This window comes from Nocardia sp. XZ_19_369 (assembly GCF_015355715.1).
GTDB lineage: Bacteria > Actinomycetota > Actinomycetes > Mycobacteriales > Mycobacteriaceae > Nocardia.
This window is the reverse complement of the sequence record NZ_JACVED010000007.1, coordinates 70,303-92,316: the sequence shown is the minus strand read 5'-3', so window position 1 is coordinate 92,316 and position 22,014 is coordinate 70,303. Positions and strand designations below refer to the sequence as shown.

At 63.0% G+C, this 22,014-nt stretch carries 21 protein-coding genes and 2 pseudogenes; 10 read left to right on the top strand and 13 right to left on the bottom strand.

The features are described 5' to 3' along the window. Nucleotides 1–18: 18 nt before the first annotated feature. From ftsX to IBX18_RS43485, 7 genes and pseudogenes are all read right to left on the bottom strand, one after another. Nucleotides 19–924 carry a permease-like cell division protein FtsX gene (ftsX, locus tag IBX18_RS25650; protein ID WP_107658863.1) on the bottom strand — a complete coding sequence of 302 codons (906 nt, stop codon included), beginning with the start codon at nt 922–924 and terminating at the stop codon, nt 19–21. Next, a complete protein-coding gene (ftsE, locus tag IBX18_RS25645) occupies nt 924–1,613 on the bottom strand; it encodes a cell division ATP-binding protein FtsE (protein WP_107658862.1) in 690 nt (229 codons plus the stop codon). The genes ftsX and ftsE overlap by 1 nt, the downstream gene beginning before the upstream one ends. A gap of 73 nt (nt 1,614–1,686) precedes the next feature. After that, on the bottom strand, nt 1,687–1,866 hold the full coding sequence (locus tag IBX18_RS25640) for a hypothetical protein (protein ID WP_159080682.1): 180 nt from the start codon (nt 1,864–1,866) through the stop codon (nt 1,687–1,689). 25 nt (nt 1,867–1,891) lie between these two features. Next, nucleotides 1,892–2,737 (bottom strand): mechanosensitive ion channel family protein, encoded by an 846-nt coding sequence (locus IBX18_RS25635; RefSeq protein WP_194836097.1) that lies wholly within the window; start codon nt 2,735–2,737, stop codon nt 1,892–1,894. Nucleotides 2,738–2,852: 115 nt separating this feature from the next. Beyond that, nucleotides 2,853–3,968 carry a peptide chain release factor 2 gene (gene prfB / locus IBX18_RS25630; RefSeq protein WP_135232900.1) on the bottom strand — a complete coding sequence of 372 codons (1,116 nt, stop codon included), beginning with the start codon at nt 3,966–3,968 and terminating at the stop codon, nt 2,853–2,855. Between the two features lie 265 nt (nt 3,969–4,233). Further along, a complete protein-coding gene (locus IBX18_RS25625) occupies nt 4,234–4,791 on the bottom strand; it encodes a transcriptional regulator (protein WP_228541830.1) in 558 nt (185 codons plus the stop codon). Nucleotides 4,792–4,842: 51 nt separating this feature from the next. Further along, nucleotides 4,843–4,941, bottom strand: a pseudogene (locus IBX18_RS43485) (helix-turn-helix domain-containing protein); the annotation flags it as partial. A gap of 50 nt (nt 4,942–4,991) precedes the next feature. On the opposite strand from IBX18_RS43485, the gene IBX18_RS25620 reads away from it, so the two are divergent. Beyond that, entirely contained in the window at nt 4,992–6,722 is a 1,731-nt protein-coding gene (locus IBX18_RS25620) for a recombinase family protein (protein WP_194836096.1), read from the top strand. Nucleotides 6,723–6,730: 8 nt separating this feature from the next. Here IBX18_RS25620 and IBX18_RS42840 read toward each other — a convergent pair whose 3' ends face one another. Then, on the bottom strand, nt 6,731–6,865 hold the full coding sequence (locus tag IBX18_RS42840; RefSeq protein ID WP_255528101.1) for a hypothetical protein: 135 nt from the start codon (nt 6,863–6,865) through the stop codon (nt 6,731–6,733). Between the two features lie 682 nt (nt 6,866–7,547). On the opposite strand from IBX18_RS42840, the gene mobF reads away from it, so the two are divergent. After that, nucleotides 7,548–11,696: a MobF family relaxase gene (mobF, locus tag IBX18_RS25615; protein WP_194836095.1), complete on the top strand. Its 4,149-nt coding sequence runs from the start codon at nt 7,548–7,550 to the stop codon at nt 11,694–11,696. Between the two features lie 345 nt (nt 11,697–12,041). Beyond that, on the top strand, nt 12,042–13,013 hold the full coding sequence (locus IBX18_RS25610) for a hypothetical protein (RefSeq protein WP_194836094.1): 972 nt from the start codon (nt 12,042–12,044) through the stop codon (nt 13,011–13,013). 305 nt (nt 13,014–13,318) lie between these two features. Here the strand turns inward: IBX18_RS25610 and IBX18_RS25605 are convergent, their stop codons facing one another. Next, entirely contained in the window at nt 13,319–14,710 is a 1,392-nt protein-coding gene (locus IBX18_RS25605) for a hypothetical protein (protein WP_228541779.1), read from the bottom strand. 153 nt (nt 14,711–14,863) lie between these two features. On the opposite strand from IBX18_RS25605, the gene IBX18_RS25600 reads away from it, so the two are divergent. From IBX18_RS25600 to IBX18_RS25575, 6 genes are all read left to right on the top strand, one after another. Then, complete coding sequence (locus tag IBX18_RS25600; protein WP_194836093.1) at nt 14,864–15,355, top strand: DNA-directed RNA polymerase subunit beta; 492 nt, start codon at nt 14,864–14,866, stop codon at nt 15,353–15,355. Further along, nucleotides 15,348–15,611: a hypothetical protein gene (locus IBX18_RS25595; protein WP_194836092.1), complete on the top strand. Its 264-nt coding sequence runs from the start codon at nt 15,348–15,350 to the stop codon at nt 15,609–15,611. The genes IBX18_RS25600 and IBX18_RS25595 overlap by 8 nt, the downstream gene beginning before the upstream one ends. Further along, entirely contained in the window at nt 15,604–15,858 is a 255-nt protein-coding gene (locus IBX18_RS25590; RefSeq protein ID WP_194836091.1) for a hypothetical protein, read from the top strand. Before IBX18_RS25595 ends, IBX18_RS25590 begins: the two co-directional genes overlap by 8 nt. Nucleotides 15,859–16,070: 212 nt before the next feature. Next, nucleotides 16,071–16,439: a hypothetical protein gene (locus tag IBX18_RS25585; protein ID WP_228541778.1), complete on the top strand. Its 369-nt coding sequence runs from the start codon at nt 16,071–16,073 to the stop codon at nt 16,437–16,439. Continuing rightward, the gene (locus IBX18_RS25580) at nt 16,439–17,089 is read left to right on the top strand and encodes a hypothetical protein (protein WP_194836090.1); all 651 of its coding nucleotides are present in this window, start codon (nt 16,439–16,441) and stop codon (nt 17,087–17,089) included. Before IBX18_RS25585 ends, IBX18_RS25580 begins: the two co-directional genes overlap by 1 nt. Continuing rightward, nucleotides 17,064–18,323: a hypothetical protein gene (locus IBX18_RS25575; RefSeq protein WP_194836089.1), complete on the top strand. Its 1,260-nt coding sequence runs from the start codon at nt 17,064–17,066 to the stop codon at nt 18,321–18,323. The genes IBX18_RS25580 and IBX18_RS25575 overlap by 26 nt, the downstream gene beginning before the upstream one ends. 161 nt (nt 18,324–18,484) lie before the next feature. Here the strand turns inward: IBX18_RS25575 and IBX18_RS25570 are convergent, their stop codons facing one another. The 4 genes and pseudogenes from IBX18_RS25570 to IBX18_RS25555 all read right to left on the bottom strand — a co-directional run. Next, the gene (locus IBX18_RS25570) at nt 18,485–19,342 is read right to left on the bottom strand and encodes a helix-turn-helix transcriptional regulator (RefSeq protein ID WP_194836088.1); all 858 of its coding nucleotides are present in this window, start codon (nt 19,340–19,342) and stop codon (nt 18,485–18,487) included. Between the two features lie 255 nt (nt 19,343–19,597). Next, the gene (locus IBX18_RS25565; protein WP_194836087.1) at nt 19,598–20,653 is read right to left on the bottom strand and encodes an LPO_1073/Vpar_1526 family protein; all 1,056 of its coding nucleotides are present in this window, start codon (nt 20,651–20,653) and stop codon (nt 19,598–19,600) included. After that, complete coding sequence (locus tag IBX18_RS25560) at nt 20,650–20,940, bottom strand: hypothetical protein (protein ID WP_194836086.1); 291 nt, start codon at nt 20,938–20,940, stop codon at nt 20,650–20,652. Before IBX18_RS25560 ends, IBX18_RS25565 begins: the two co-directional genes overlap by 4 nt. A 190-nt stretch (nt 20,941–21,130) precedes the next feature. Further along, nucleotides 21,131–21,268 (bottom strand): annotated as a pseudogene (locus IBX18_RS25555) (transcriptional regulator); the annotation flags it as partial. A 139-nt stretch (nt 21,269–21,407) separates the two neighbouring features. Between IBX18_RS25555 and IBX18_RS25550 the strand changes: the two are divergent. Next, nucleotides 21,408–21,998 (top strand): NADPH-dependent FMN reductase, encoded by a 591-nt coding sequence (locus IBX18_RS25550; RefSeq protein ID WP_194836085.1) that lies wholly within the window; start codon nt 21,408–21,410, stop codon nt 21,996–21,998. Nucleotides 21,999–22,014 lie beyond the last annotated feature (16 nt).

The window sequence follows — 22,014 nt, the reverse complement described above, 5'->3', positions numbered from 1 at the left end:
CACTGAGTCGTACCTCCGCTACTCGCGCACGTAATACCGCAACGTCCCGTACGCGGTCAGCGCGGCGAAGACGATGCCCACCGGCGCGATCACCAGCGCGACCATCGCGATATCGTCGCCGGTGATCCGCGGAAAGACCTTGCTGGAGAACAGATCCCCGAGGGCGCGATCGATCACCAGCGGCCGCGCGACGAGTAGCCCGATCACCGCGACGAGCGAACCGGCCAGCGCGGCGACCACCGCCTCCAGCAGGAACGGCAGCTGGGTATACCAGCGGGTCGCACCCACCAACCGCATGATGCCGACCTCGGTGCGCCGGGTGAACGCGGCGATCTGCACCATGTTCGCGATCAGCAGCAACGCGGCCAAGGCTTGCAGCACGGCAAGGCCGAACGCGGCATTGCGAAGTCCGTCGAACAGGCTGACCAGCCGGTCCACGATGTCCTTGTCGTTGCGCACCATGCCGACGCCCGGTCGCTGATAGAACTTCTCGTAGATCGACGGATACAGCTCCGCGTTGCGCATCTTCACCCGCAGCGACGCGGGCAGCGGCGTCTCGCTGACGTATTTGGCCAGCTCGGGCTGGTCCTTGAAGGTCTTCTCCTTGGCCTCGCGCACGGCGTCGTCGCGGCTGAGGTACTGAACGGATTCGACGTCCTTGGTGGATTTCAGATCCGCCATCAGCGTCTTACACGGATCGCGGGAGCAGTCCGGGTCGTTCGCCGAAATGTCCTCGGTGAGATACAGCCGCACCTCCAGCCGATCCAAGAAGTACTGCTCGGTCTTGTCCGCGATCCGCACCGCGAGCAGACCGCCGCCGAGCATGGTGAGCGAGACCGCCACGGTCAGGATCATCGCGATGGTCATCGTGACATTGCGCCGCAGGCCGGCGAAGACCTCGCTGAACAGGAAACTCGCGCGCATCAGCGATCCACCCCGTACACGCCGGTCGCCTCGTCGCGCACCAGGCGGCCGCGGTCGAGTTCGATCACCCGCCTGCGCATGGCGTCGACGATGTGGTTGTCATGGGTGGCCATCAGCACCGTGGTGCCGATCCGGTTGATCCGCTCCAGCAGCATCATGATGTCGCCGCTGGTGTCCGGATCGAGATTGCCGGTCGGTTCGTCGGCCAGCAGGACCAGCGGCCGGTTCACGAAGGCGCGGGCGATCGCCACCCGCTGCTGCTCGCCACCGGAAAGCTCGGAAGGTAGTCGATCGGCTTTGCCGCCGAGACCCACCATGTCGAGCACCTCGGGAACGGTGCGCTCGATGAACTGGCGTCGCTTGCCGATCACCTCCAGCGCGAACGCGACGTTGTCGTGCACCGACTTCTGCTGCAGCAGCCGGAAGTCCTGGAACACGCATCCCATCCGCTGGCGCAGCTTGGGCACCTTGCGGCCCGGCAGCCGGTCGACCCGGAAGTCGGCGACCTGGATCTGCCCCGCGGTGGGGCTCTCCTCTTTGAGCAGCAGTCGCATGAAGGTGGACTTGCCCGAGCCGGACGGTCCGATGATGAAGACGAACTCGCCCTTGCCCACATCGACGGTGATGTTGTCCAGCGCGGGTCGCGTCGAGGTCTTGTACGACTTGGTGACGTTCCGCATGGTGATCACGGGGAGCCAGTGTAACCAGCAACCCCGTGCGCACCGCGTTGCCGAGCGCCGACGCCCGGCGAGTCCGCTGAGCTCAGCGTGGCGCTACGGCCGGATTCACCGCTGCCGGAACGGTGTTCAGGCTCGACTGCGGCGTATACGGTTGATCCGGCTTGACCACCAGGTACAGCACGAAGGTGGCGACCCAGGTGGCTATCAGGATCGCGGTGGATCGCCGTGGCCTGGATTCCTTCAGGAGTGTGGTGGGTCGCACCGATTCCTTCAAGAGCGTGATGGTTCTACGTGGTCTCACTGATTCCCTCCCGGCGCAACGCAGCGGCTACTCGTACCCGCAGTTCGCGTCCGACTTCGAACTGTTTGCCCGGCAATGTGCGGGCAACCATTCGGATGTTCATTTGATCAACGGTCAAATCCTCGACGCCCATCACGGAGGGCTCGTCGAGTAGCAGTGGTTTGAGACGAGGGTCTTCGTACGCCCTTGTACCGACCTCGTGCAGGATCTCATTGACCCTGGTGATGTCCGCGCTCGCGGACACCGGAACGTCGATCGCGGCGCGCGCCCAATCCTTCGACAGATTCGTCACTTTCACGATCTGGCCGTTGGGCACGGTGATCACTTCACCGTCGGAGTTGCGCAGTGTGGTGATCCGCAACGTGACGTCTTCGACGGTACCCTCTGCCATCTCCGCGGCTCCAGTCACCGCGATGCGAACTACGTCACCGAAGCCGTATTGGCGTTCGGTGATCAGGAAGAACCCGGCCAGGATGTCCTGCACGATGCGCTGCGCGCCGAAACCGAGAGCGGCGCCGAGCACCGCCGCAGGGGCGACCAGCCCGGTGATCGCGAAGCCGAGCCTGCGCAGCACCTCCATGCCGACCAGCACATAGACAATGGTCAGCACCACCCAGGTGACTACCTGCGCCAGCGCGTGCCGGTGCTTGGCCGCCTCGGTCCGCACCAGCGCGTCGCCGCCCTGGAAGCCCTCATCGATCTTGCGAGTGATCCGATCTCTGATGAAGGTGGCGAACCGGCTGAACAGGATGGCACCGAGGATCAGCAGTACGATCTCGAGCCCATTGGAACGTAGCCAGTTCGTCGTCTCCGAGGTCGTCGCGAGTGACATGGTCAACACCTCGACTGAACTCCCAACTGGACGCACGCCAGACAGGTTACCGCCGTACGTCCTACCATTCCGCGCAAGCGGCACTGCTCGTCGGCTGTTGCGCTACCCGCAACAATTAACTCGGCTGCTCACGCATGCGCCAGCGGATGCCCGATTCGATGAAGCCGTCGATATCGCCGTCGAGCACCGCCGACGGGTTGTTGACCTCATAGTTGGTCCGCAGATCCTTGACCATCTGGTACGGGTGCAGCACGTAGGAGCGCATCTGGTTGCCCCAGGACGCACCCTCGTTGGTCTTCAGCGCGTCCATCTCGGCGCGCTCCTCCTGGCGCTTGCGTTCCAGCAGCTTCGCCTGCAGCACGCGCATGGCGGAGATCTTGTTCTGCAGCTGCGACTTCTCGTTCTGGCAGGTGACGACGATGCCGGTCGGGATGTGCGTCAGGCGCACCGCCGAGTCGGTGGTGTTGACGCTCTGCCCGCCGGGGCCCGAGGACCGGTACACGTCGACCCGGATCTCGCCCTCGGGGATCTCGATGTGGTCGGTGGTCTCCACCACCGGCAGCACCTCGACCTCGGCGAAAGAGGTCTGGCGGCGGCCTTGGTTGTCGAACGGGCTGATCCGCACCAGGCGGTGCGTGCCCATCTCGACCGAGAGGGTGCCGTAGGCGTAGGGCGTCTTCACCGCGAAGGTGGCGCTCTTGATGCCGGCTTCTTCGGCGTAGGAGGTGTCGTAGACCTCGACGGAGTACTTGTGCCGGTCGGCCCAGCGGATGTACATGCGCATCAGCATCTCGGCCCAGTCGGCGGCGTCCACGCCACCGGCGCCGGAGCGGATGTTGACCAGCGCGTCGCGCTTGTCGTACTCGCCCGAGAGCAGGGTGCGGACCTCCATCGCCTCCACGTCACCGTGCAGTGCGGCGCGCTCGGCGTCGGCATCGGCGAGCGCAGTCTCGCGCGACTCGCCCTCTTCGCCCTCGGCCAGTTCGTACAGCACGGGTAGGTCGTCGAGGCGCTGCCGCAATTCCTCCACCCGGCGCAGCTCACCCTGGGCATGCGAGAGCTCGCTCGTCACCTGCTGCGCGTGATCCTGGTCGTTCCACAAATCGGGATCTGCGGCTTGGTGCTCGAGCTCGTCGATACGTCGGCGCAGCTCCTCGATGTCGAGGACCGATTCGACCGTCTTGAGGGTGGCGTCGAGTTCGGCGAGATCAGCGGAAACGTCAGGATGCACGGTGGTCAAGCCTACTGGTTCGGCGTAGCCGCGATAGCAGTGGTGCGGCTGGAATGGGTTGTGTTCGTGGATCGATGAATTGGGGGGGACCCGAACGTGCGGGCGGTGCCGTGGGTCGAGGCGTCGCGTGTGTGCTGCTGTGGCGTGGTGAAGGGTGCTTATCAGCCAGATCGCGCGGCGTGCTGGGGCGACCTGTCGGCTTGACCGCGCTGCGTGCTGGTCGACTTGATGGGTTTACCGCGCAGCGTGCTGATCGACTTATCGGCTAGACCGCGCGGAGAGCACCGGGGCGGATACCCGTGAGCTTGTCCAGGGCGGTGGCGGTGGATTCGTCGGCGGGGAGGTGGACGATCAGCCGTTGATCGTCGTCGGCTGAGAGGTCGAGGATCTCGAAGGCCAGGCGAAGGGGGCCTGCCTCGGGGTGGACGAGCCGGGTGATGCCGGTGGCGGCGGGCAGGCTGGGCACCGTCTCGACCCGGTCGGTGAATTCCGGGCCGACGGTGACGGTGAGTTCGTCGGCGAGCGCCGCGATGTGCGGATCCTTGCGGAACGGACCATGTTTGAGGGTGGCGACCTCTTGGTCGGCGACGTGGCTCCAGTCAGGGAAGGCCGTGCGGGCGCGGGGATCGGTGAACGCGAAGCGAGCCAGGTTCGCGGGACCGCTCTCGAACAGGCCGATCGGCGCCATCACGCGGTGGTAGCCGGCCGTGTACGCGAGCACCTCGGTGAGTCTGTTCACGACCACCGCGGGCGCGGGTTCGAGGCGGTCGAGAATGGCGCGGACGGCGGGACGAACCTCGCGCAGCGGTTGAGCGCCGCCCATACAGCTGAAGCCGAGGTCGGCGGATTTGGTGAGGCGGTGCAGGTGGACTCGCTCGCTCGGGGCGAGGCGCAGCGCGTCGGCGAGCGCGGAAAGCACCTGCGGTGAGGGACGGCGGTCGCGGCCTTGTTCGAGCCGGGTGATGTATTCGACGCTTACGCCGGCGACGTGTCACCTATACACCACATCCGTATCCTGGAGCTATGACCCGAACGAGGACCCTTGCCGAGCCTGGTTGGTTGGCGGAAGTCAATGCGGCTCTTGCCGGTTCGGTAGCGAGGATCGACCCCTCTGAGTGGGTGTATGGCTATGTTCGGATCTCGCGGGATGAGAAGGACCGCGCCGAGGGTGTGCAGTTGCAGGCCAAGAGCCAGGTCGCTCACGCCGAGCGCAAGGGGTTGGCGTTGGCGCGGATCATGTGTGACAACGACCTGTCGGGTGCGGATGCGGACCGGCCGGGATTGGGTGAGTTGCTTCGGTTGGTGACGGCGGGTCCCGCGAAGACCGCGCTCGCTCGTGATGTGGCGCGGTTGACCCGTGACTACGACCTGGGCAACGAGTTGATGAAACTCGGCCGCGATGACGGTGTGCGGTACTTGTTCGTCAAGGACGACGAATACGACCTCACCACGGGCTCGGGGCGTAAGAACTTCATGGTGAAGGTCGCCGAGGCAGCCGAGTACCGAGAGGTGAACACCGAAAACCTGCTCGATCGAATGAGCGAGGAAGCCGCCAAGGGAGTGATGCAGGGTGGTTCGCGCCGGTTCGGTTATGGGCGTGTGGTCGGAGCGCATCCGCTGACCGGGGCCGATGTCTTGGACCGCAATGCGTTGCGTGAGTCCGAGGTCGCGGTGCTGCACGAGGGACGCGACCGGGTAATCAACGGAGAAACGCAGACGACGATCGTCACCGATTGGAACCGTCGTGGGATCACCACGGCCGGCGGCGGGTTGTGGCGGGTGGGTCAGTTGGCCCGCCAATTGTTGCTGGAGGCGTATGTGGCCTATGACTTGGGTGAGCACACCGACGCCCACGGCCGACGCTGCGAGTGCTTGAAAAATCCGGAAGGCAACGGCATTCGTGTGCATACGCGCACCGGTACCCGTCATCGCGCCCAGTGGCCCGCCGTTTTCACTCGCGCCGAGCATGACGCGATGCGGGCCGGTTTGCGGGCTCACCGCCGCGCAGAAGACAAGGAGCGGCCCCGTCAGCGCAACGGGGAATACGGGCTGACCGGGCTGGCGGGATGCGGTGGGATGTGGGCCGAGGCCAGCGACCGCGCGGGCGAGGACTGCGGTTCGTGGATGGTCGGTTCGACCCAAGTGCGCAAACGCAAGGACGGCAGCAAGGAGATCCAGCGCCGCTACCGCTGCCAGCACAGGGACGCGGCGAAGCGGGAGTGCGGGTGCGGGCGGGTATACCGGGACGCGGACGCGCTGGAAACCTATGTCGCGCAGGCGGTGATCGCGGTGTATGAGGACCCGCAGATCATCGCCCGGTTGGATCGCGGCAACGATAACGCCGAACGCATCGCCGGGCTTCAGAAACGGATCGAGGTCACCGCGGGCAATCTCGACGCCGAGACCGACCAGCGCGCCGCCGTTCTGTCCGGTGCCGGGGACGACTACGACTTGCGTGTGATCGAACGCACGATAGCCAGCCTGAAGCAGACGTTGAAAGAACTTCGTGCCGAACAGGATTCGTTGCGCAGCGCGCAAGCGCGGGCGGTCTTGGCCGACATCGGCGAAACGGGCGAGTTGCGTAAGGCGTGGGAAAGCAAGTGTTCGCGGTGGCAGCACGAGGCGGCCGCACGTCTGATCGAGAAGGTGACCGTGCGGCCCGCTCGTGTCTACGCCGCGAGGTGGGTCGATCAGACCGGCAAGACGTGGCGTTTCGACACATCCTCGGTCGATATCTTGTGGCGGGAGTTCTGAGCGCCGTGTCAGCGGTGCTCGCGCCCGTCGTCGCGGTCGAGGGTGTCGAGTGCGTGACGCAGGAACAGCGCCAGTGATTCGATCACGTACGGGTCGTTGATGTAGGGGGTGAGCCCTTGCCTCGCACGGCTTTCGGCGACCATCCGACGCGTGGCCTCACTTGTCGGGCCGATCAAGGCCAGCCCTCGAGTGTTGGTGCGCGAGTCAGGGCGGGGCCGGGGCGCTCGCGTCGCGCCATCGTCGGTTGTCGAGTCCTCGGTTCGCGGACCGCCCGGCGGTGCCGACGCTTTACAGTCGTCGGCTGGGATGATGGGTCCGCTCGGGCGAGCTACATCGGACCCCCGGACGTGCCTCCGGGCGTTCCTGTCGGGTGACATGGCAGTTTTTTCCTCGCTTTCTGCACCTGTCCCCGGCAGCAGTCGTACCTACCCAAGTCCAGTATGCCCGAAGATCGACAGTGCCCGAGTGATCCGGATTGGACCCCGACGCTGGCCTCTCGTCGTGCGGGCCGCGCGCCCGTTGGGTCGCGCCCCGCGCGTCCGGCGCGCCGGGTTCACTGGACTCACTTCATCACCTCGCCGACACGTGCTCACCCAACGCGCATCGCTACCACCGACTGCGCACCCCCTCACCCCAACTGCTGTATGCGCCACCCGCGCAAACATTCTCACCCCTCACCTCATACCCCAGCCCCGTATCCACCCACCTTTCAACAATCAGACATTTTGCATCTCGGGGCGGTATCAACTCGAAAATCGTTGCTCTCGGCTATATTTAAGGGTTACCCTCTTGAATGACGAAGTGTAGTAGGAGCTTCATGTAGGCATGGTCGCGACGATGCACAAGGTCGCCGCAGGCAACGGCTATCAGTACTACCTGCGAAACACAGCCGCCAACGACACCAGCGCGCGCGGGCGCGCCTCGCTGGCCGAGTACTACAACGAACAGGGTGAAGCCCCCGGAACCTGGCGCGGCACCGGACTTTCCGCACTCGGTATCGACCCAGGTGCGGAGGTGACCGAGGAGCAGATGCGAAATCTGTTCGGAGAAGGGATTCACCCGGACGCCGAACAGGTCCGCGCACGCGCCATCGCCCGCCACCGTGCCGCCGGTATGCCGCGCGCCCAAGCCGCCCGGATGGCCGAGAAGACAACCCGACTCGGTAACCGCTACCCGGTCTACGCCTCCACCTCGGGCTACCGCGCCGCCAAAACCCAGGCATACCGCGACTACAACACCAGCGTCGGTGCGTGCACCACCGCGCCCATCGATGATGCTGTTCGCGCTCGGATCAGCACCCGAGTCGCCACCGAGATGTTCACCGCCGAGTACGGGCGCGCCCCGCTCGAAGCCCGCGAGTTGTCCGGGTGGGTGGTCAAGAACTCCCGCCCCGACCGCACAGCGGTCGCCGGATACGACTTCACGTTCAGTCCCGTCAAGAGTGTGTCGGCGCTGTGGGCGATCGCCTCACCGCAGCTGGCGGACATGATCGCCACCGCGCACCGGCACGCGGTCGCCGATGCACTGGCCTGGTTGGAATCTCATGCGTTGTTCACCCGGTTGGGTCGCAACGGTATTCGCCAAGTCCAGGTGCAAGGCGCGATCGCCGCGACGTTCGACCACCGCGACTCTCGCGCATCCGATCCCGACCTGCACACGCACGTGCTAATCGCCAACCGCGTGCGCACCGCTGAGGGCAAGTGGCGCACCATCGACGGCACCACCGTCCACGAGGCAGTAGTCACGGTCTCCGAAATCTATGACACCCGCCTGGAACACCACCTCGAAACCGCGCTCGGTCTGCGGTTCGCCGACCGCCTCGACCGTGACCCCGAACAGGTTCGTATCCGTGAGATCGTCGGCGTTCCGCTGCCGCTGATCCACCTGTGGTCGCGGCGCGGGGCCGCGATCACCGACCGGCTCGACACCCTCACTGCCGCATGGCAGGCCGCGTTCGGGCGCGAACCCGAGCCCGGCGAAGTGCACAGACTGGCCCAGCGCGCGACCCTGGAAACCCGACCGCGCAAGCATGTTCCGGGTTCACGCGCCCAGCAGCGCGCGTTCTGGCGGGCCGAAGCCGCCGCGCTGCTCGGCGGCCCCGAGGCTGTGGACGACATCATCGCGCGCGTTCTGTCAGTCCCGCCCGTCCCGCGTCCGGCACCGGATGGCGCTTTCGTCGCCCGCATCTGTGGCCAGGCGTTGGCGGCGGTGTCGGACAAACGGGCGACCTGGCGTGAGTTCAATCTCCGGGCCGAAGTCGAACGCCAACTCCGAGGCAACGTGGCTCCCGCGGACTACTTCCGCGTCGTTGCCGAGGTCTGCGCGCACGCGCTCGCGCCGACATCCGCACTCGCGCGCGGTGATCCGGACGTGACCGAGCAACCCGACCTGACTGCGGTCCCGGCATGGTTGTGCCGCGACGACGGCACCCCGCTGCACACCCGCGCGAACTCCCAGATCTACACCACCGCATCCACGCTGGCCGCCGAAGCCGAACTCATCGCGCTCGCAGTCGAGCCTGGCGGGCGCGTCCTGAACCCCGCACACGTCGCTATCGCGGTCCACGACTACAACACTGCGCACCCGGACCGGCCGCTGAACCTCGGTCAGATCCGCGTCATCGAATCCTTCGCCACTGCCGGGATGCGCGTGCACACCGCCAACGCGCCCGCCGGAACAGGCAAGACCACCGCCATGGCAGTGCTCACCACAGCGTGGAGATCGGCCGGCGGTGCCGTGCTGGGCTTGGCTCCTACTGCCGCCGCCGCGTCAGTTCTGGGCCACGAGATCGGTGCCCGCTCCGAAACCGTCGACAAACTTCTCCACGTCCTCGACAGCCACCGCCCCGCCGCCCTGACCGGCGAGCAACTGCCGAGCCTGCCGCAATGGGTCCTCGACATTGACGACACCACCCTGGTCATCATCGACGAACACATCAAGGTGCCGACCTCCAAACGCCTGCAACTGCTGCGGTATCTGACCAGCCGGGGCGCGTCCGTGCGATGCCTCGGCGACGACCACCAACTCCCGGCCATCGACGCTGGTGGCGCCGCCGCCGACATGGCCCACGCCGCACCAGCCCAACCAGTCACCCTGACCGAGGTGGTGCGCTTCGCCAGTCGCGGGGAAGCGTTGGCCTCCAAGGGAATACGCGCGGGCGATCCGCTCGCGCTGGCCTGGTATCTCGACCACGGCCGCATACACGCCGGGCACCTGGGCAGCGTCTACGAAGACACCTACCGAGGCTGGGCCGCCGACACCGCGACAGGCGCGCACGCGGTGATGCTGGCCCCGACCCGCGACATCGTGACCGCCCTCAACATGCGTGCCCGCACCGAGCGGCTCGCCCGCACCGCCACACCCACCGGTCCCGATGTCGCACTCGCGGACGGGCTGGTCGCCTCAGACGGTGACACCGTGCACACCCGCCGCAACGACCCCCGCCTGCGCGTCGGTGAACACGATTGGGTCCGCAACGGCTACAGCTGGACCATCCGCGAGGTTCATCCCGACGGCGCGCTGACCCTCACGCGCCGCGTCCACGGCCGAGACACCACTGCCGTCGCGCGCTTGCCCGCGGAATACGTGAGCGAACACCTGCACCTGGGCTACGCCGCCACCATCGACTCCGCCCAAGGCATCACCGCCGACACCTGCCACGTCGCCCTGTCCGGCCGCGAATCACGCCAGCAGTTCTACGTCGCGATGACACGCGGACGCCACGCCAACCACGCCTACATCGCCACCGCTGTCGCTGGCGAGGAAGGCGATATCTACACCCTGCCCGCCCACTACCCCCGCACCGCCGTCGAACACCTGCAACACATCCTCGACCGCGACGGCGCAGCCACATCAGCCCACACCGAACTCCGCGATGCCCTCGACCCCACACGCCGCATCGGCCGCGCCCTCGACATCTACCTCGACACCCTCGCCCTGACCGCCGAACACGCCTGCGGCGCACAACGACTCGACACCATCGACCACATCGCCGAACAGCTCCTGCCAGGACTGACCGACAGCCCCGCCTACCCGGTCCTACGCCAACACCTAGCGATGCTCGCCCTCAGCGGAGCCGACCCGATCACCGCCCTGCGCACCGCGATCACCGCACGCGAACTCGACACCGCCACCGACCCCGCCGCCGTGCTGGACTGGCGAATCGACCCCACTGGCCAGCACTCGGCCGGACCCGGCCCACTCCCATGGACACCCGGACTGCCCACCAACACACCCGACACCCTCGACCCCGACACCCTCGCACCAGTGCGAGCCCGCCAACAGATCGTGACCGAACTCGCCACCCAGATCAGCGACACCGCCCAAGCATGGACCCCGGCCACCGCCCCCAAATGGGCGCGAACCCTGCTCGCGAACCCCGAACTGCTTGCCGATCTAGCCATCTGGCGTGCTGGGCTACACATCCTCGACACCGAGCACCGCCCTACCGGACCGACCCGCTACACCGCCATCGAACGCAACTACCAGCAGGAACTACACCGGCGCATCCTTGACGACGACGGCAAAACCCGACGCCCCCAACATCATTGGTCCGCCACCGCCGACCGCATCGACCCCCGCATCAGCACCGACCCGACATGGCCGGTCATCGCCACCCACATCGACGCCGCCGCCCGCGCCGGAACCGACATAGAACACCAGCTCACCCAGGCCGCACAGCAACGAACGCTCCCCGATGAGATGCCCGCCGCCGCACTCTGGGCACGCCTGGAAATCGACGAAAACGACCTCACCACCCACCAACCCAGCCCCACCCCACACCCGGACAACCAGACCCAACCCGAATCCGCCGACCCTCGCCCCCACAACCCCGACCCGGCCGGACAGGAAATCGCAGACGCCATCCACGCCGCCGACCTCGGCCACCACACCGAATACACCCACGACTACAGCGCCGACCAGAACATCCCCTACCAGCCCGGGCCCGACACGGGCCGCGACATCGACTGGTAAACCCGCACTCGGTGGCTCCATCGGCGATCTGTGACGTCGCTAATCGGCGAATCTCGATGGCGGACTGAACAGGCGTGATGTTGTATCGGCGAAATCTGACGTCGCGATCTAGCTTGGCATCCGCTCTGCGAGCATGGTTTCGATGGCCGTGATCGGCCGATCTTCGAACGTGGCGCATGCCCAAGTTGGCCCGCGCGGTATGCGGCTAGTTACAGGGGCATTCGTTCTGCCGTCTCGCGACCAGATCTCTCGAATGTTGTTGTGTCGCAACGGATAATGTAACGTCATCCTTGCTCTCTACATCGACATCGGTGGCAACTCTGCGACAAAGGATTCGGCAGACGTATGAATAACAGCGCGGCCTATATAACTGAACTCTTCTGGCAGGAGCTCAAATTCAGGTCAACTGTGCTACATGCTCCTGCTGGACAGTTCGAGGAATTTTTCGCGAAGATCATGCGAGCGGCGCACCCGGATTCTTTCCATATTGCCCGTGCTGCAGGTCGGCGAGGCGATTTGAGATGCGACGGATGGGACTCTGAAACAAAGACGCTGTACGCAGTGTATGCACCTTTTTCAATTGTAAAGACGAGCGGTGTCGCTTCCAAGATAGAGAAGGATTTTGTTGGTGCGCGCAAACACTGGCCGGAGATGCGTCGCTGGAGATTTGTTCACAACGACTTTTACGGTTTGAGTGCCCACATAACGCGCGAGTTGGAGAACATTCGATCTGCACCGGAGGCAGAAGGTGTGCAGATTCTAGCGGACTGGGATCCGCAGAGTTTGTGGCTGATCTTCCGGTCACTACCAGATGAAGAACGGAAAGAAATCATTGGCGGACCTGTTCTGTCGGTCGCTCTTGGTGGCGAATCGTTTGAAAAATCTTCGCTCTGGGGGCACGGAAATCTACCGCCTGATGTGCAGCGCGCGGCGGTTCTTAGTCTTGCCCACTATTGGGGAAATTTCCAGCCGGACGGCCTCCTTGACCCTCTGACAGCCTCGGCAGCAGCCGCCGCAATTTCAGCTTGGTGGCTAGATGACAAGCAGCTGTGGATGGAATATATTAAGGTTCTGAGAGATAGGTCGAATTCGAATCCCTACGAAATGCAAATAACAGCAGTAGCCTTTGTCGGTAGGACTGTGGCAATTTGTGCATATAGAGCTGGGATCCCCAAGAGTAGAGTTTATCAAACAGCGAAAGAGGGTTTCAAAACAGATCCGATTAGAGTCTCGGTATTGAACCTAGTTGAAGCGATGTATGAAACAGAAGAATTCTTCCAAAGATTAATGATCCTAACGTCCGTGACGCATTTGTAGAGACTTGTATCGATCTCGTTATCGACTTTACTGGCGTGTTGTCGACGGGTGGCATCCGCCCAGCCTTCTTCCTTCAAGAGATATTTGCGTCCCTGCAACGTCTCGGCGCCGATGGTCCGCATTTTTTCTGATCCCGGCGCGCCATCGATAGCTAGGTGGAACTTCGCGGTTCGCGTTCGGGCGGTGTCACAGGGCAGCCCGGTCGGGTCGATGCGATACTGCGGAGCCGGTTCCATGCTTGAAGGGGTCCTGACCCTATGGAATACCCGATCGGGGTCGTAGCGAGTTCCGACTTCCCGACTCATCTATGCGACGAGCAGTGTTCTAGCACGCTCGTTGAAGTCCGCCACCAATGGATGCGGCCCGAACGCCACCATGCGTTGCTGGATGTCTCGAACAGCTTCCACCGACCGCGAGGACTTGACCTTGCTCGACAGGTTCACCGTGCGCACGCTGGCAGCGTAAGCCGCGTCGAGGTCCCGGTTCTGAAGGTGGCTGACAGCCAAGGCCGCATGCGACAACGCGCCGCGTCGGGCTCGGTTCTGGCTGCGGGCGTACGCGATTGAGCGCTTAGCGTGTGGTGCAGCTTCGTCCGGCTGCCCAAGGTCCCGGAAGGCATTCGCCCACTCGCCACAGATGTATGCCTCATCAATGAACTTCGCCCACTCGGCTTCGCGCTCCGGCTCGACTTGTTCGAAGGCGCGCTCAGCCGCGTTGACCGCGTGCGCGGTGCCGACCTTGTCACCAATCGCTGCTAGCGCCCGTGCCTCGAGCGTCCACAGGTCGGCAAGGCAAGCCGCGGAATCGCTCTTCGCAAGGCCCTGGCGGCCCGCCTGTGCGAGCCGACGGCCCTCATGGGGATGTCCGAGCAGCGTTGCCTGATCGGCCAGCCCCGCCAAGACATGAGCGCCAAGCGGCGCATCTTTGGATTCTTCTGCCAGACGAAGAGCCTGGATCAAGTACCGCTGAGCAGTGCCGTCTTCGCCGTTGTCGAATGCCATCCAGCCCAGCAGATATGTCTGTTCCGCTGCCGCCCCGCACAATGCCCGGCGTACTTCTTCGGTGTGGGTCCGGCGAAGCAACGGGTAGACATGTTCGTTCATGTACGCAGCCAGCACCAGCCGGCCTGACCCGCCGCCCTGGAAGATATCCATCTCCTGGAACGTGCCGAACATGTTCTTCACGGCCGTGACGTCCTCGAGGCGTACGCGTTGGCGTTCATCGGGCAACTGGTCGAGGGTGTTCAGTAGCCAGTCACGGGACGGGCCGATAGCCGCGACTGCTGCAAAGGGTGCGGCCGTGAGTAGCTTCCTGCGGTCCACGTCTGCCCTTCCTAGGTCGGCAACGGCTTCTACCGTCTCGGTCAACGATGGGCTGTAGGTCAGCGATCGGTCAACCGCATCACCTAGACCCAGGTCATAGGTTGTCACGCGGTAACCGAACCGTGCAGAGAACAGATCCGCCAGGATCGCCGGAACGGGTGGCCGGGGACGTTCTCCCTCGTCTACCCACCGCCGCACGCTAGAGGTGTCTGGCCGGACATGATGCTCGTCCCATTCGAAGGCGAGGGCTCGAACTTGCCGCGCCAACTCACCCCGGCTCCATCCGGAACGAGTCAGCCACTCTTCAAGGTGCACGTTCGGACTCTTCATCCTGATCACCCATTGGTCTAGTGGTGGTGGCGAATTCACCACCATTCAACACCCCTAGCTACCTGCTCGTGGCCGCTCAGGACATCCAGACTCAGTTTGTGCCCGGTAGGTGGCTCGAGTCGGACCGAATCACCGCACCCATCCAGCTGCTAGGGGCCGGGCCACCTAATCCACTCCACGCGAGCAGGGGGCCTGCCGATGAAGAACATTTCGTTTGGGGATACACCAGTCTCTCGATGCGTCTACTACCGCCTGGTGTGTGGACTGGCCGCCAACATCGACCCGCCGGGCTCCGAGCGCATCATCTTCCTTGCCGGGAGTACCGGCGCGCTGACCATGCCCGGAACGTTGGGAAGCGTTCTGCGCCAACACATGCAGCGCCACCGCGTAGCGGTCGGTCCGATCGTGGCACACGTCGGCTCGAACCGGTGGTCATTCCTGATACGGCCTGATGTACCCGATGACGACACACGGGTGTTCAACGACTTGTTCCGGCTGAACGTGATGATCGTACGTGAGGGGGCAATCCCGTTGCCGTCACCGACAGCAGAACCCGGAGGCGGTAGCAGACGATGGATTGAACTACCGCGCAATATGTTTCGGCCCTCGGGTCGTGTCGTGGTCGAGGCGATACGGGCGTGTACCGGTATCAATCGCGATCCGCGATCGTTGGCGGTGCATCGTGGCTGATGAGGGGACCGACCGCACGGTGTTGCTGTCTCAGTGCAGCGCGGCGGTGTTCCGCGCGGCCACGGTCACGTTGATGGCGGTGTCGTGCCCTTTGCGTGCGTGTGGGGTGACGGTGCCGGTAGTCGATGGAGTGATCGGCGCACATCTCGGTATGGCGGGTGAATGCGCGCTGGGCGGCGTACGGGTGGTTGATGATCGAGTCTCGGTTGCCGTCACGACTACTGACGCCTTCGACGCGGAGGTGCAGCGTGGCTGACCGGCACGAACTCAGCAAGACGCAGTTGTCGGTCATGCGCGCCATGAACGATGGTCGAGCTCACGATGTCGATGACCTGGCAGCCGATTTGGGATGTTCGAGTCGCGTCATCGCGCGGACGATGACCTGGCTTAAACAGGAGGGTTACGTCGAGTTCGCGCGGTCGTGGCGACTGGCACCGGTCGCCCGTCGGGAGCTGGCTTCCCTCGATATCGAGTCCTGCGCCGACCCGGAGGCGCGGAAATGATCACACACCAATCCCCGCGCCCCAGATGAGCCGGACCTGCACCTACGCGTCACGCTGCGGGGCGCATCCCTCGACTTCGCAGCCTGCCTTACCTCGGCACTGACCTTCATCGAGGAGCAGCGCCAGCGGCACTTCCTCGACGACGTCGACGTAATTCCCGGTGACACAAACGGATTGCGCCGCCTCCCGAACGAACGACTCTACGAGGGGCCATGATGAGACTGAGCTCCGAGACCAAACCCGTAGCGATCGGCTACCTCCGTCGGGACATCGTCGGAGTAGCGCAGGGTTGGAACGAGACCCAAATACGAAGTGTGGCAAGGCGGCTCGGCTACAACCTGGCCAAGACCGTAGTTTTCAGCGCCAAGACCACGAACCCGATACCGGAACTGATAGCCGTGGCTCGACGGGGGAAGGCAGACGCGGTGATTGTGCCCAGCGCTACGCACTTCGATGGCGACGCTATCCCCGACGAACTCACACAGGTAGTCGACGTGATCACCGTGTCACCCGAAGAGACCTACGCCCGTTGGACGTTGAATCCCACACGGTGGAGCGACCAGGCCCAAGGTCCCACGTGATGGATGCAACCTACTTGTATGTTGACCGGGAACGCCGACACACAACCGATCGGCCGTTACGCGAAGGGGCAGATGACGTGGGAAACGATGAACAACTGAGTATGGATCTCGGCGTACCTGTCGAGAAGACCGGGTGGAACAAATGGGTCGACCCCAAACGGCACGCGGGTCAAGTGCGGAAGTTTCTCGATCGTGCCGGATTGCCTGCGCTGCCAGAAGAGCCTTGGGACTTCGAGTCACACGAGGCATGTGAAATCAACGACATGATCCGGACAATACTTCCGGATCTCGAATCTGTGTCACAGCCCGAAAACGCGGACATCGTAGATCAACTGGTGTGCTTCGCGGGAGAGTGCTTCATCCAGTACCTCGATGCGCGATGGATAGATCTGACCAATATCCCACTGGGGTACAACGACAGTAAGAGTGTATCCATTTACGATGGAATAAAGCCCGGCTTAGCTTTCGAGTTCGAGGACTGGAATGCCTTTACCGCCAACCTTCTTGTCGAATTCGTTGTTGCGAACGAATTCATCGAACTCTACGAGCTGCCGTCTGTAGGGTTCTGGAAGCTGCGTAAAGGTAATGAATTCGGCTCCACCTTCTCCGACTTAAGCTCGGAGCTTGCCGGTCGCCCTCCTTTCATGTGAGATCGACTATCTTTCTGGCTTCACAAGTGCGGGGGATGGCGCATTGTCTGGTGACGGCTACGACAGCGAGCGCAGAGGGTTCGACAGCAACGAGCGTGGGCGAATCTTCGAAACTGGAACCGATCGACACTTCCGCGACCGCGAGAACGGTTATGTTCCCGACCCGCGAAAATACGAACACGGACCAGACAAGATTCAGTTCGACAAGATCAAGGTCGAAAACGGGCAAATATCGACTGTCGAAGACAAATCAGGTCGAATAGGTGGGCCGAAGGATGAGAAGCAGTTAGAGGTGGTGTACGAACTCATCAAGAAAGGTGAGATCAACCACCACACTCTGCGATCAGTCGAACGCGAAGTTGTATCCGAACGTTGCCAACAACTCATCGACAAAATACGTGAGGAATTTCCAAACAAGTTTACGCACCTGCAGATATCGCGCTCCGATGCCCGTGAAATATGGGCGCGAGGGCTCGAATTGGAGCGACGCAAACAGCTTGAGAAGGAGGGTAAAGCCGTCCAGCTCGAGTTGCCGGGCGTAGTGCAGAAAGCGCGCGAACAAAAGGGCGTCGACCTTCAAAAACGTCGGGAGAAAATCGCTGACATTGCCAAGTTGCGGGACCGTAAAGAGCGCGCCCGCGAGCGACTCGCAAACATTCGACAAATCGTTAAGACGCGAGAGGAAGCCGACCGCGCCAGAGCCGCTGGCGAGGCAGCCGCCAGACGAGTAGCGCTGGAGTTTCCCGCGTCCGAACATCTCCGACGAATTGAAGCGCCTACGGCTGACCGAGTCGTGGCACGCGAAGCACCTGACGCAGTGAAAGCGGCCCTGGTCGCACAAGTGGAACGTGACGCCGCCCGTCTCGCGGCGCGGGATTTCCCGTTTCCGGTGTCTGATAAGTCCAGAGAGCAACAAACCGTCGAGATTGGTGAGCGGACTACACCGGACATTGCAGACGCTGCCTGTGTGGAACGTGAAGCGGCAGACAAGGCGCGTGCAGCAGAGAAAGAACAACAAGCCCGTCAGGCAGCCCAGGAACGGGCAAGAGCTATGGAACAGGTGCAGCTGCACGGTATTTCGCCTGAAGTCCGGAATCTCCTCGCATTAGGTCAAGCCCATCCGCCGACTGCGGCGGTGGAGACGAAACCGGGCTACGCGCCCGGCGTGGAACGTGGCGGCACCGGACAAGGCAGAGACCCGCGCACACCCGAAATAGGGCCACGCACGCAATGATGCCGTTCCGAGGGACTAACGACGCCTAGCTACTAGTCGAGCCCGATCCGGACGGACCGGGCTCAACGCCGCCCTACGGCGGCACCCGCATTACGAGCCGGTCTAGGAACCGGGGGTGAGGGTTATCCCCCTCCAAGGGGTGACAGATTCAATGATCTGGTTCAACTCGAAACCACGTGCAGCCCAACGTGATAGCGGCCTGTGAGTTCGTCTAACGCAGCAGCGGTGGCCTCATCAGCTGGGAGATAGACGAACAACTGCTGATCGTCATCCGCAGGGAGTTCGAGAGTTTCATATGACAGCCGCAGCCGACCGCTCTCGGCATGCTCGACGCGGGTGACACCGTTCGCGGCAGGTAGACTGGGCACCGTAGCGACACGACGCGTGAACTCAGCACCCGCGACGATCTCGAGCTCATCAGCCAACGCCGCCATCGCCGGATCACTCCGAAAAGGCCCCTGTTTCAGGGCAGCAACCTGTTGATCGGCGACATGGTCCCAATCCGGATAGAAATCCCGGGCTCGCGCATCACCGAAAACGAACAACGCGAGATTGGCCGTGGACGGATCATCGAGAAGACCCGTTGGTGCCATCAACCGGCGATAGCCTTCGGTGTAAGCGAGAACGTCGCTGAGACGGTTCACAACCACCGCGACAGCAGGTTCAAGATGGTCCAGAATCGCCTGGACCGAAGGGCGAACACTGCGAGCTGGGCGCGCATGGCCGATACAACTGAAGCCAGGGTCACCGGCTTTGGTCAGACGGAACAGGTGGATACGCTCGCTCGGCACCAGAAGTAGTGCGTCGGCGATGGCCGAGAGCACTGACGGGGATGGGTGGCGATCGCGGCCTTGCTCGAGTCGAACTATGTACTCGATGCTAACCCCAGCGAGGGTAGCGACCTCCGCACGACGCAGACCGGGCGTGCGACGCCGTGGCCCCGCTGGCAAACCGACACGGGCGGGTGTGACTGCCTCTCGTCGGCTACGCAGGAACAAGCCTAACTCGTTATCGGACATTTCCCCTCCTCCTTAAACTCACACAAGGCTGCCCAGTAGTGCGCTGTCACTTGCTCAAGTACGCCGGACCGACGCCCGACAGCGACATCAACGACTGTGTAACAACATCTCACCCGGGGTCCGGCATGAACTGGGCGGCGACGAGAGCTGTGCAAGCGCGCGCAGGAGCTCTGTTCCTGTCGGTCTAGCTCATAGTTTCCCTCAGTACCGAGCGAGTGGCTGCAGTAGACGTGCGGATGGGCCGCCAATCATGGATCAAAATGACGTGACATCGGCGGTTGGCACTCTAGATCGAACATGCGCGCCACCAATTGCTATGCCAATAGAGGTCAGCTGAAAGCTGTCAACGTTGGTATCCTGCCAGAGGTGGACGAGGGGGGCTAGTCCTGGAACTCGTTTTAGGATTTCGTGCTCTACATCTGCCAAAGGCATCAAGTTCAACTTTTGGACCTGCTTGATTGTATCGCGCTGGTTGTATAATGGATGCCCGCGTTGGATGACCACATCTACGTGATCGCTTGCGATCAATGATATTTGTTGCTTGGAAGAGTCTCGGATCGCGGGAATGAATAAAGTCGGTTCTTCCGGGAAGTGTGGTGGAAGTTCGTCGCTCGAGAATCCGAGAGAGAAAAGTCCGGGATATCGATTCAGTATTTCGAGTATCATTGAGTCGGTGGACGCTATTCCAATCCAGCCCACATTCATAGCTTGCATATGACGTAGGTCGATGGCGCCAGGCAATTGGTCCGTAAACGGAACTACTTCCGTTTCGAGGAAATGATAGAATGCATCGAGGCCAGAAAAATTGAAGACCCGCACACGAATACGCTCAATAATCGCTAGAGCGTTCATCTGAGCCACGGTGAGGTTCGGTGCTACGCGAAGCGACTCAGTAATACTCGTGGCATAGATAGTGCGAATCTCAGTACCCGAAAGTTCGACAAGTAGATCGACAAGAACTCGGCCCAGTTCCTCGTCCCCAGTCATCGCGAATTCCAACTGGGCCGACTGCAGCGCGCGCTGCATATGTGGGGTGCTTAGAATAGAGAAGTGCTCGGGCGCGTTTTGGTAGAGCCTTTCGAGGAAGTTCTCGGTTAGTTCGGTGGCGCGTTCGTACGCGACTTGTGCCGCGTGTGTCGAGAGTCGGTCGAACTCTGGGCGGATCATCTCATTGAAAGTCCGAGCGATCTCGCTCGGCGTTGCGCCGATATTGATATCGCCGTGTGCTTGGTATTGGCGAGAGTCATCGCCTCCGTGTTGTGCTTGGATGGCTTTCTTATCATCGTTGTTCCGACTCCAGAGCCAACTCACTTTTCGTCGCCCATCCCACCCTCGACGTACACATCACCTTGAGCTTGAATCTGGCGCGACCGTTCCCCTGCGGTTTGAGTCATTCGAACATCTCGGTTCGTCGGCTGATCCGATGAACCGGATGACATGAGTTCGCCGTAGGTGATGAAGGCGACAGCGACGAGCGCGAGAGTGCCGAGAGTGATGAGCACCCAGTTCGGCCACCCGTCGAAAATGTCGAGAAGCCCGATGGTGATCGAGACGATTCCAAAGATCGCTCCGCCGATAACCTTCAAGTACACAGCCATGATCAGGTACCACCCCGTAGTCGTTGCAGGTTGAAGCGCTTGCCAGAGCATACGCGGCACCCGTGACACCGGACACATGCGACGAGCGACCGTGGCTGCTGCGCGATGAGGTGTCAGGCTGGTGTACGACGAGACGATATCGTCGGTTCCCCCACGCACGCGAGCATCAACGGCTGTGTAACCAACATCTCACTCCGGCCAGCGTGGCCAGTTCGGCGCGGCGCAGGCCCGGCGTGCGGCGGCGCGCGCCGGTGGGCAGGCCGACCTGGGCCGGGGACACCGCCTCGCGCCGGGTGCGCAGGAACAGGCCCAGCTCGTTGTCACTCACCTCTCGAACCTAACAAGCGGCGGCGGCCGGAGGGTGTCCCTGCCACTACCACCCTTACGGCGGCCTTCCTGGTCGGCGCGGCGGCCAGCAGATTGGAGGAGCGGCCGAAACCGGTCGCCGATCTGTTAGGAGGAACTCGATGTCGGCATTGAAACTCGCGGTGATCATCGGCAGCGTCCGGGAAGGCCGCTTCGGTCCTGTGGTGGCCGAATGGTTCACTGAGCACGCCAGGAGCCATGGTGCGTTCGAGGTGGACGTCATCGATCTGGCGCAGGCCGACCTGCCGCTGGCGTTGCCCGCCGCCCCGCCGGCGCTGGAACCGAATCCCGAGCGGCCCGCCGGCATGGTCGATCTCACCGAGCGGCTCGCCGCGGCCGACGCGTTCGTGATCGTCACGCCCGACTACAACCGCAGCATCCCGGCCGCGCTGAAGGCTGTTATCGATTGGCATTTCACCCAGTGGGACGCCAAGGCAATCGGTTTCGTCGGTTACAGCGGCGCGAGCGGCGGGCTGCTCGCCATCGAGCATCTGCGGCAGATCTTCGGCGAGCTCAACGCGCATACCGTGCGCAACTACGTCGCGTTCCCGCGCTACTACCTGCTCTTCGATGAGGACGGCCGGTTGCGTGAACCGGAGGAGCCTGCCGCGGCGGCGCTGGCGATGCTCGACCAGTTGCAGTGGTGGGCCGACGCTTTGGTTGCGGCTCGCACGGTTGCCGCGGTGGCGTGAGCCAGCACCACGGACT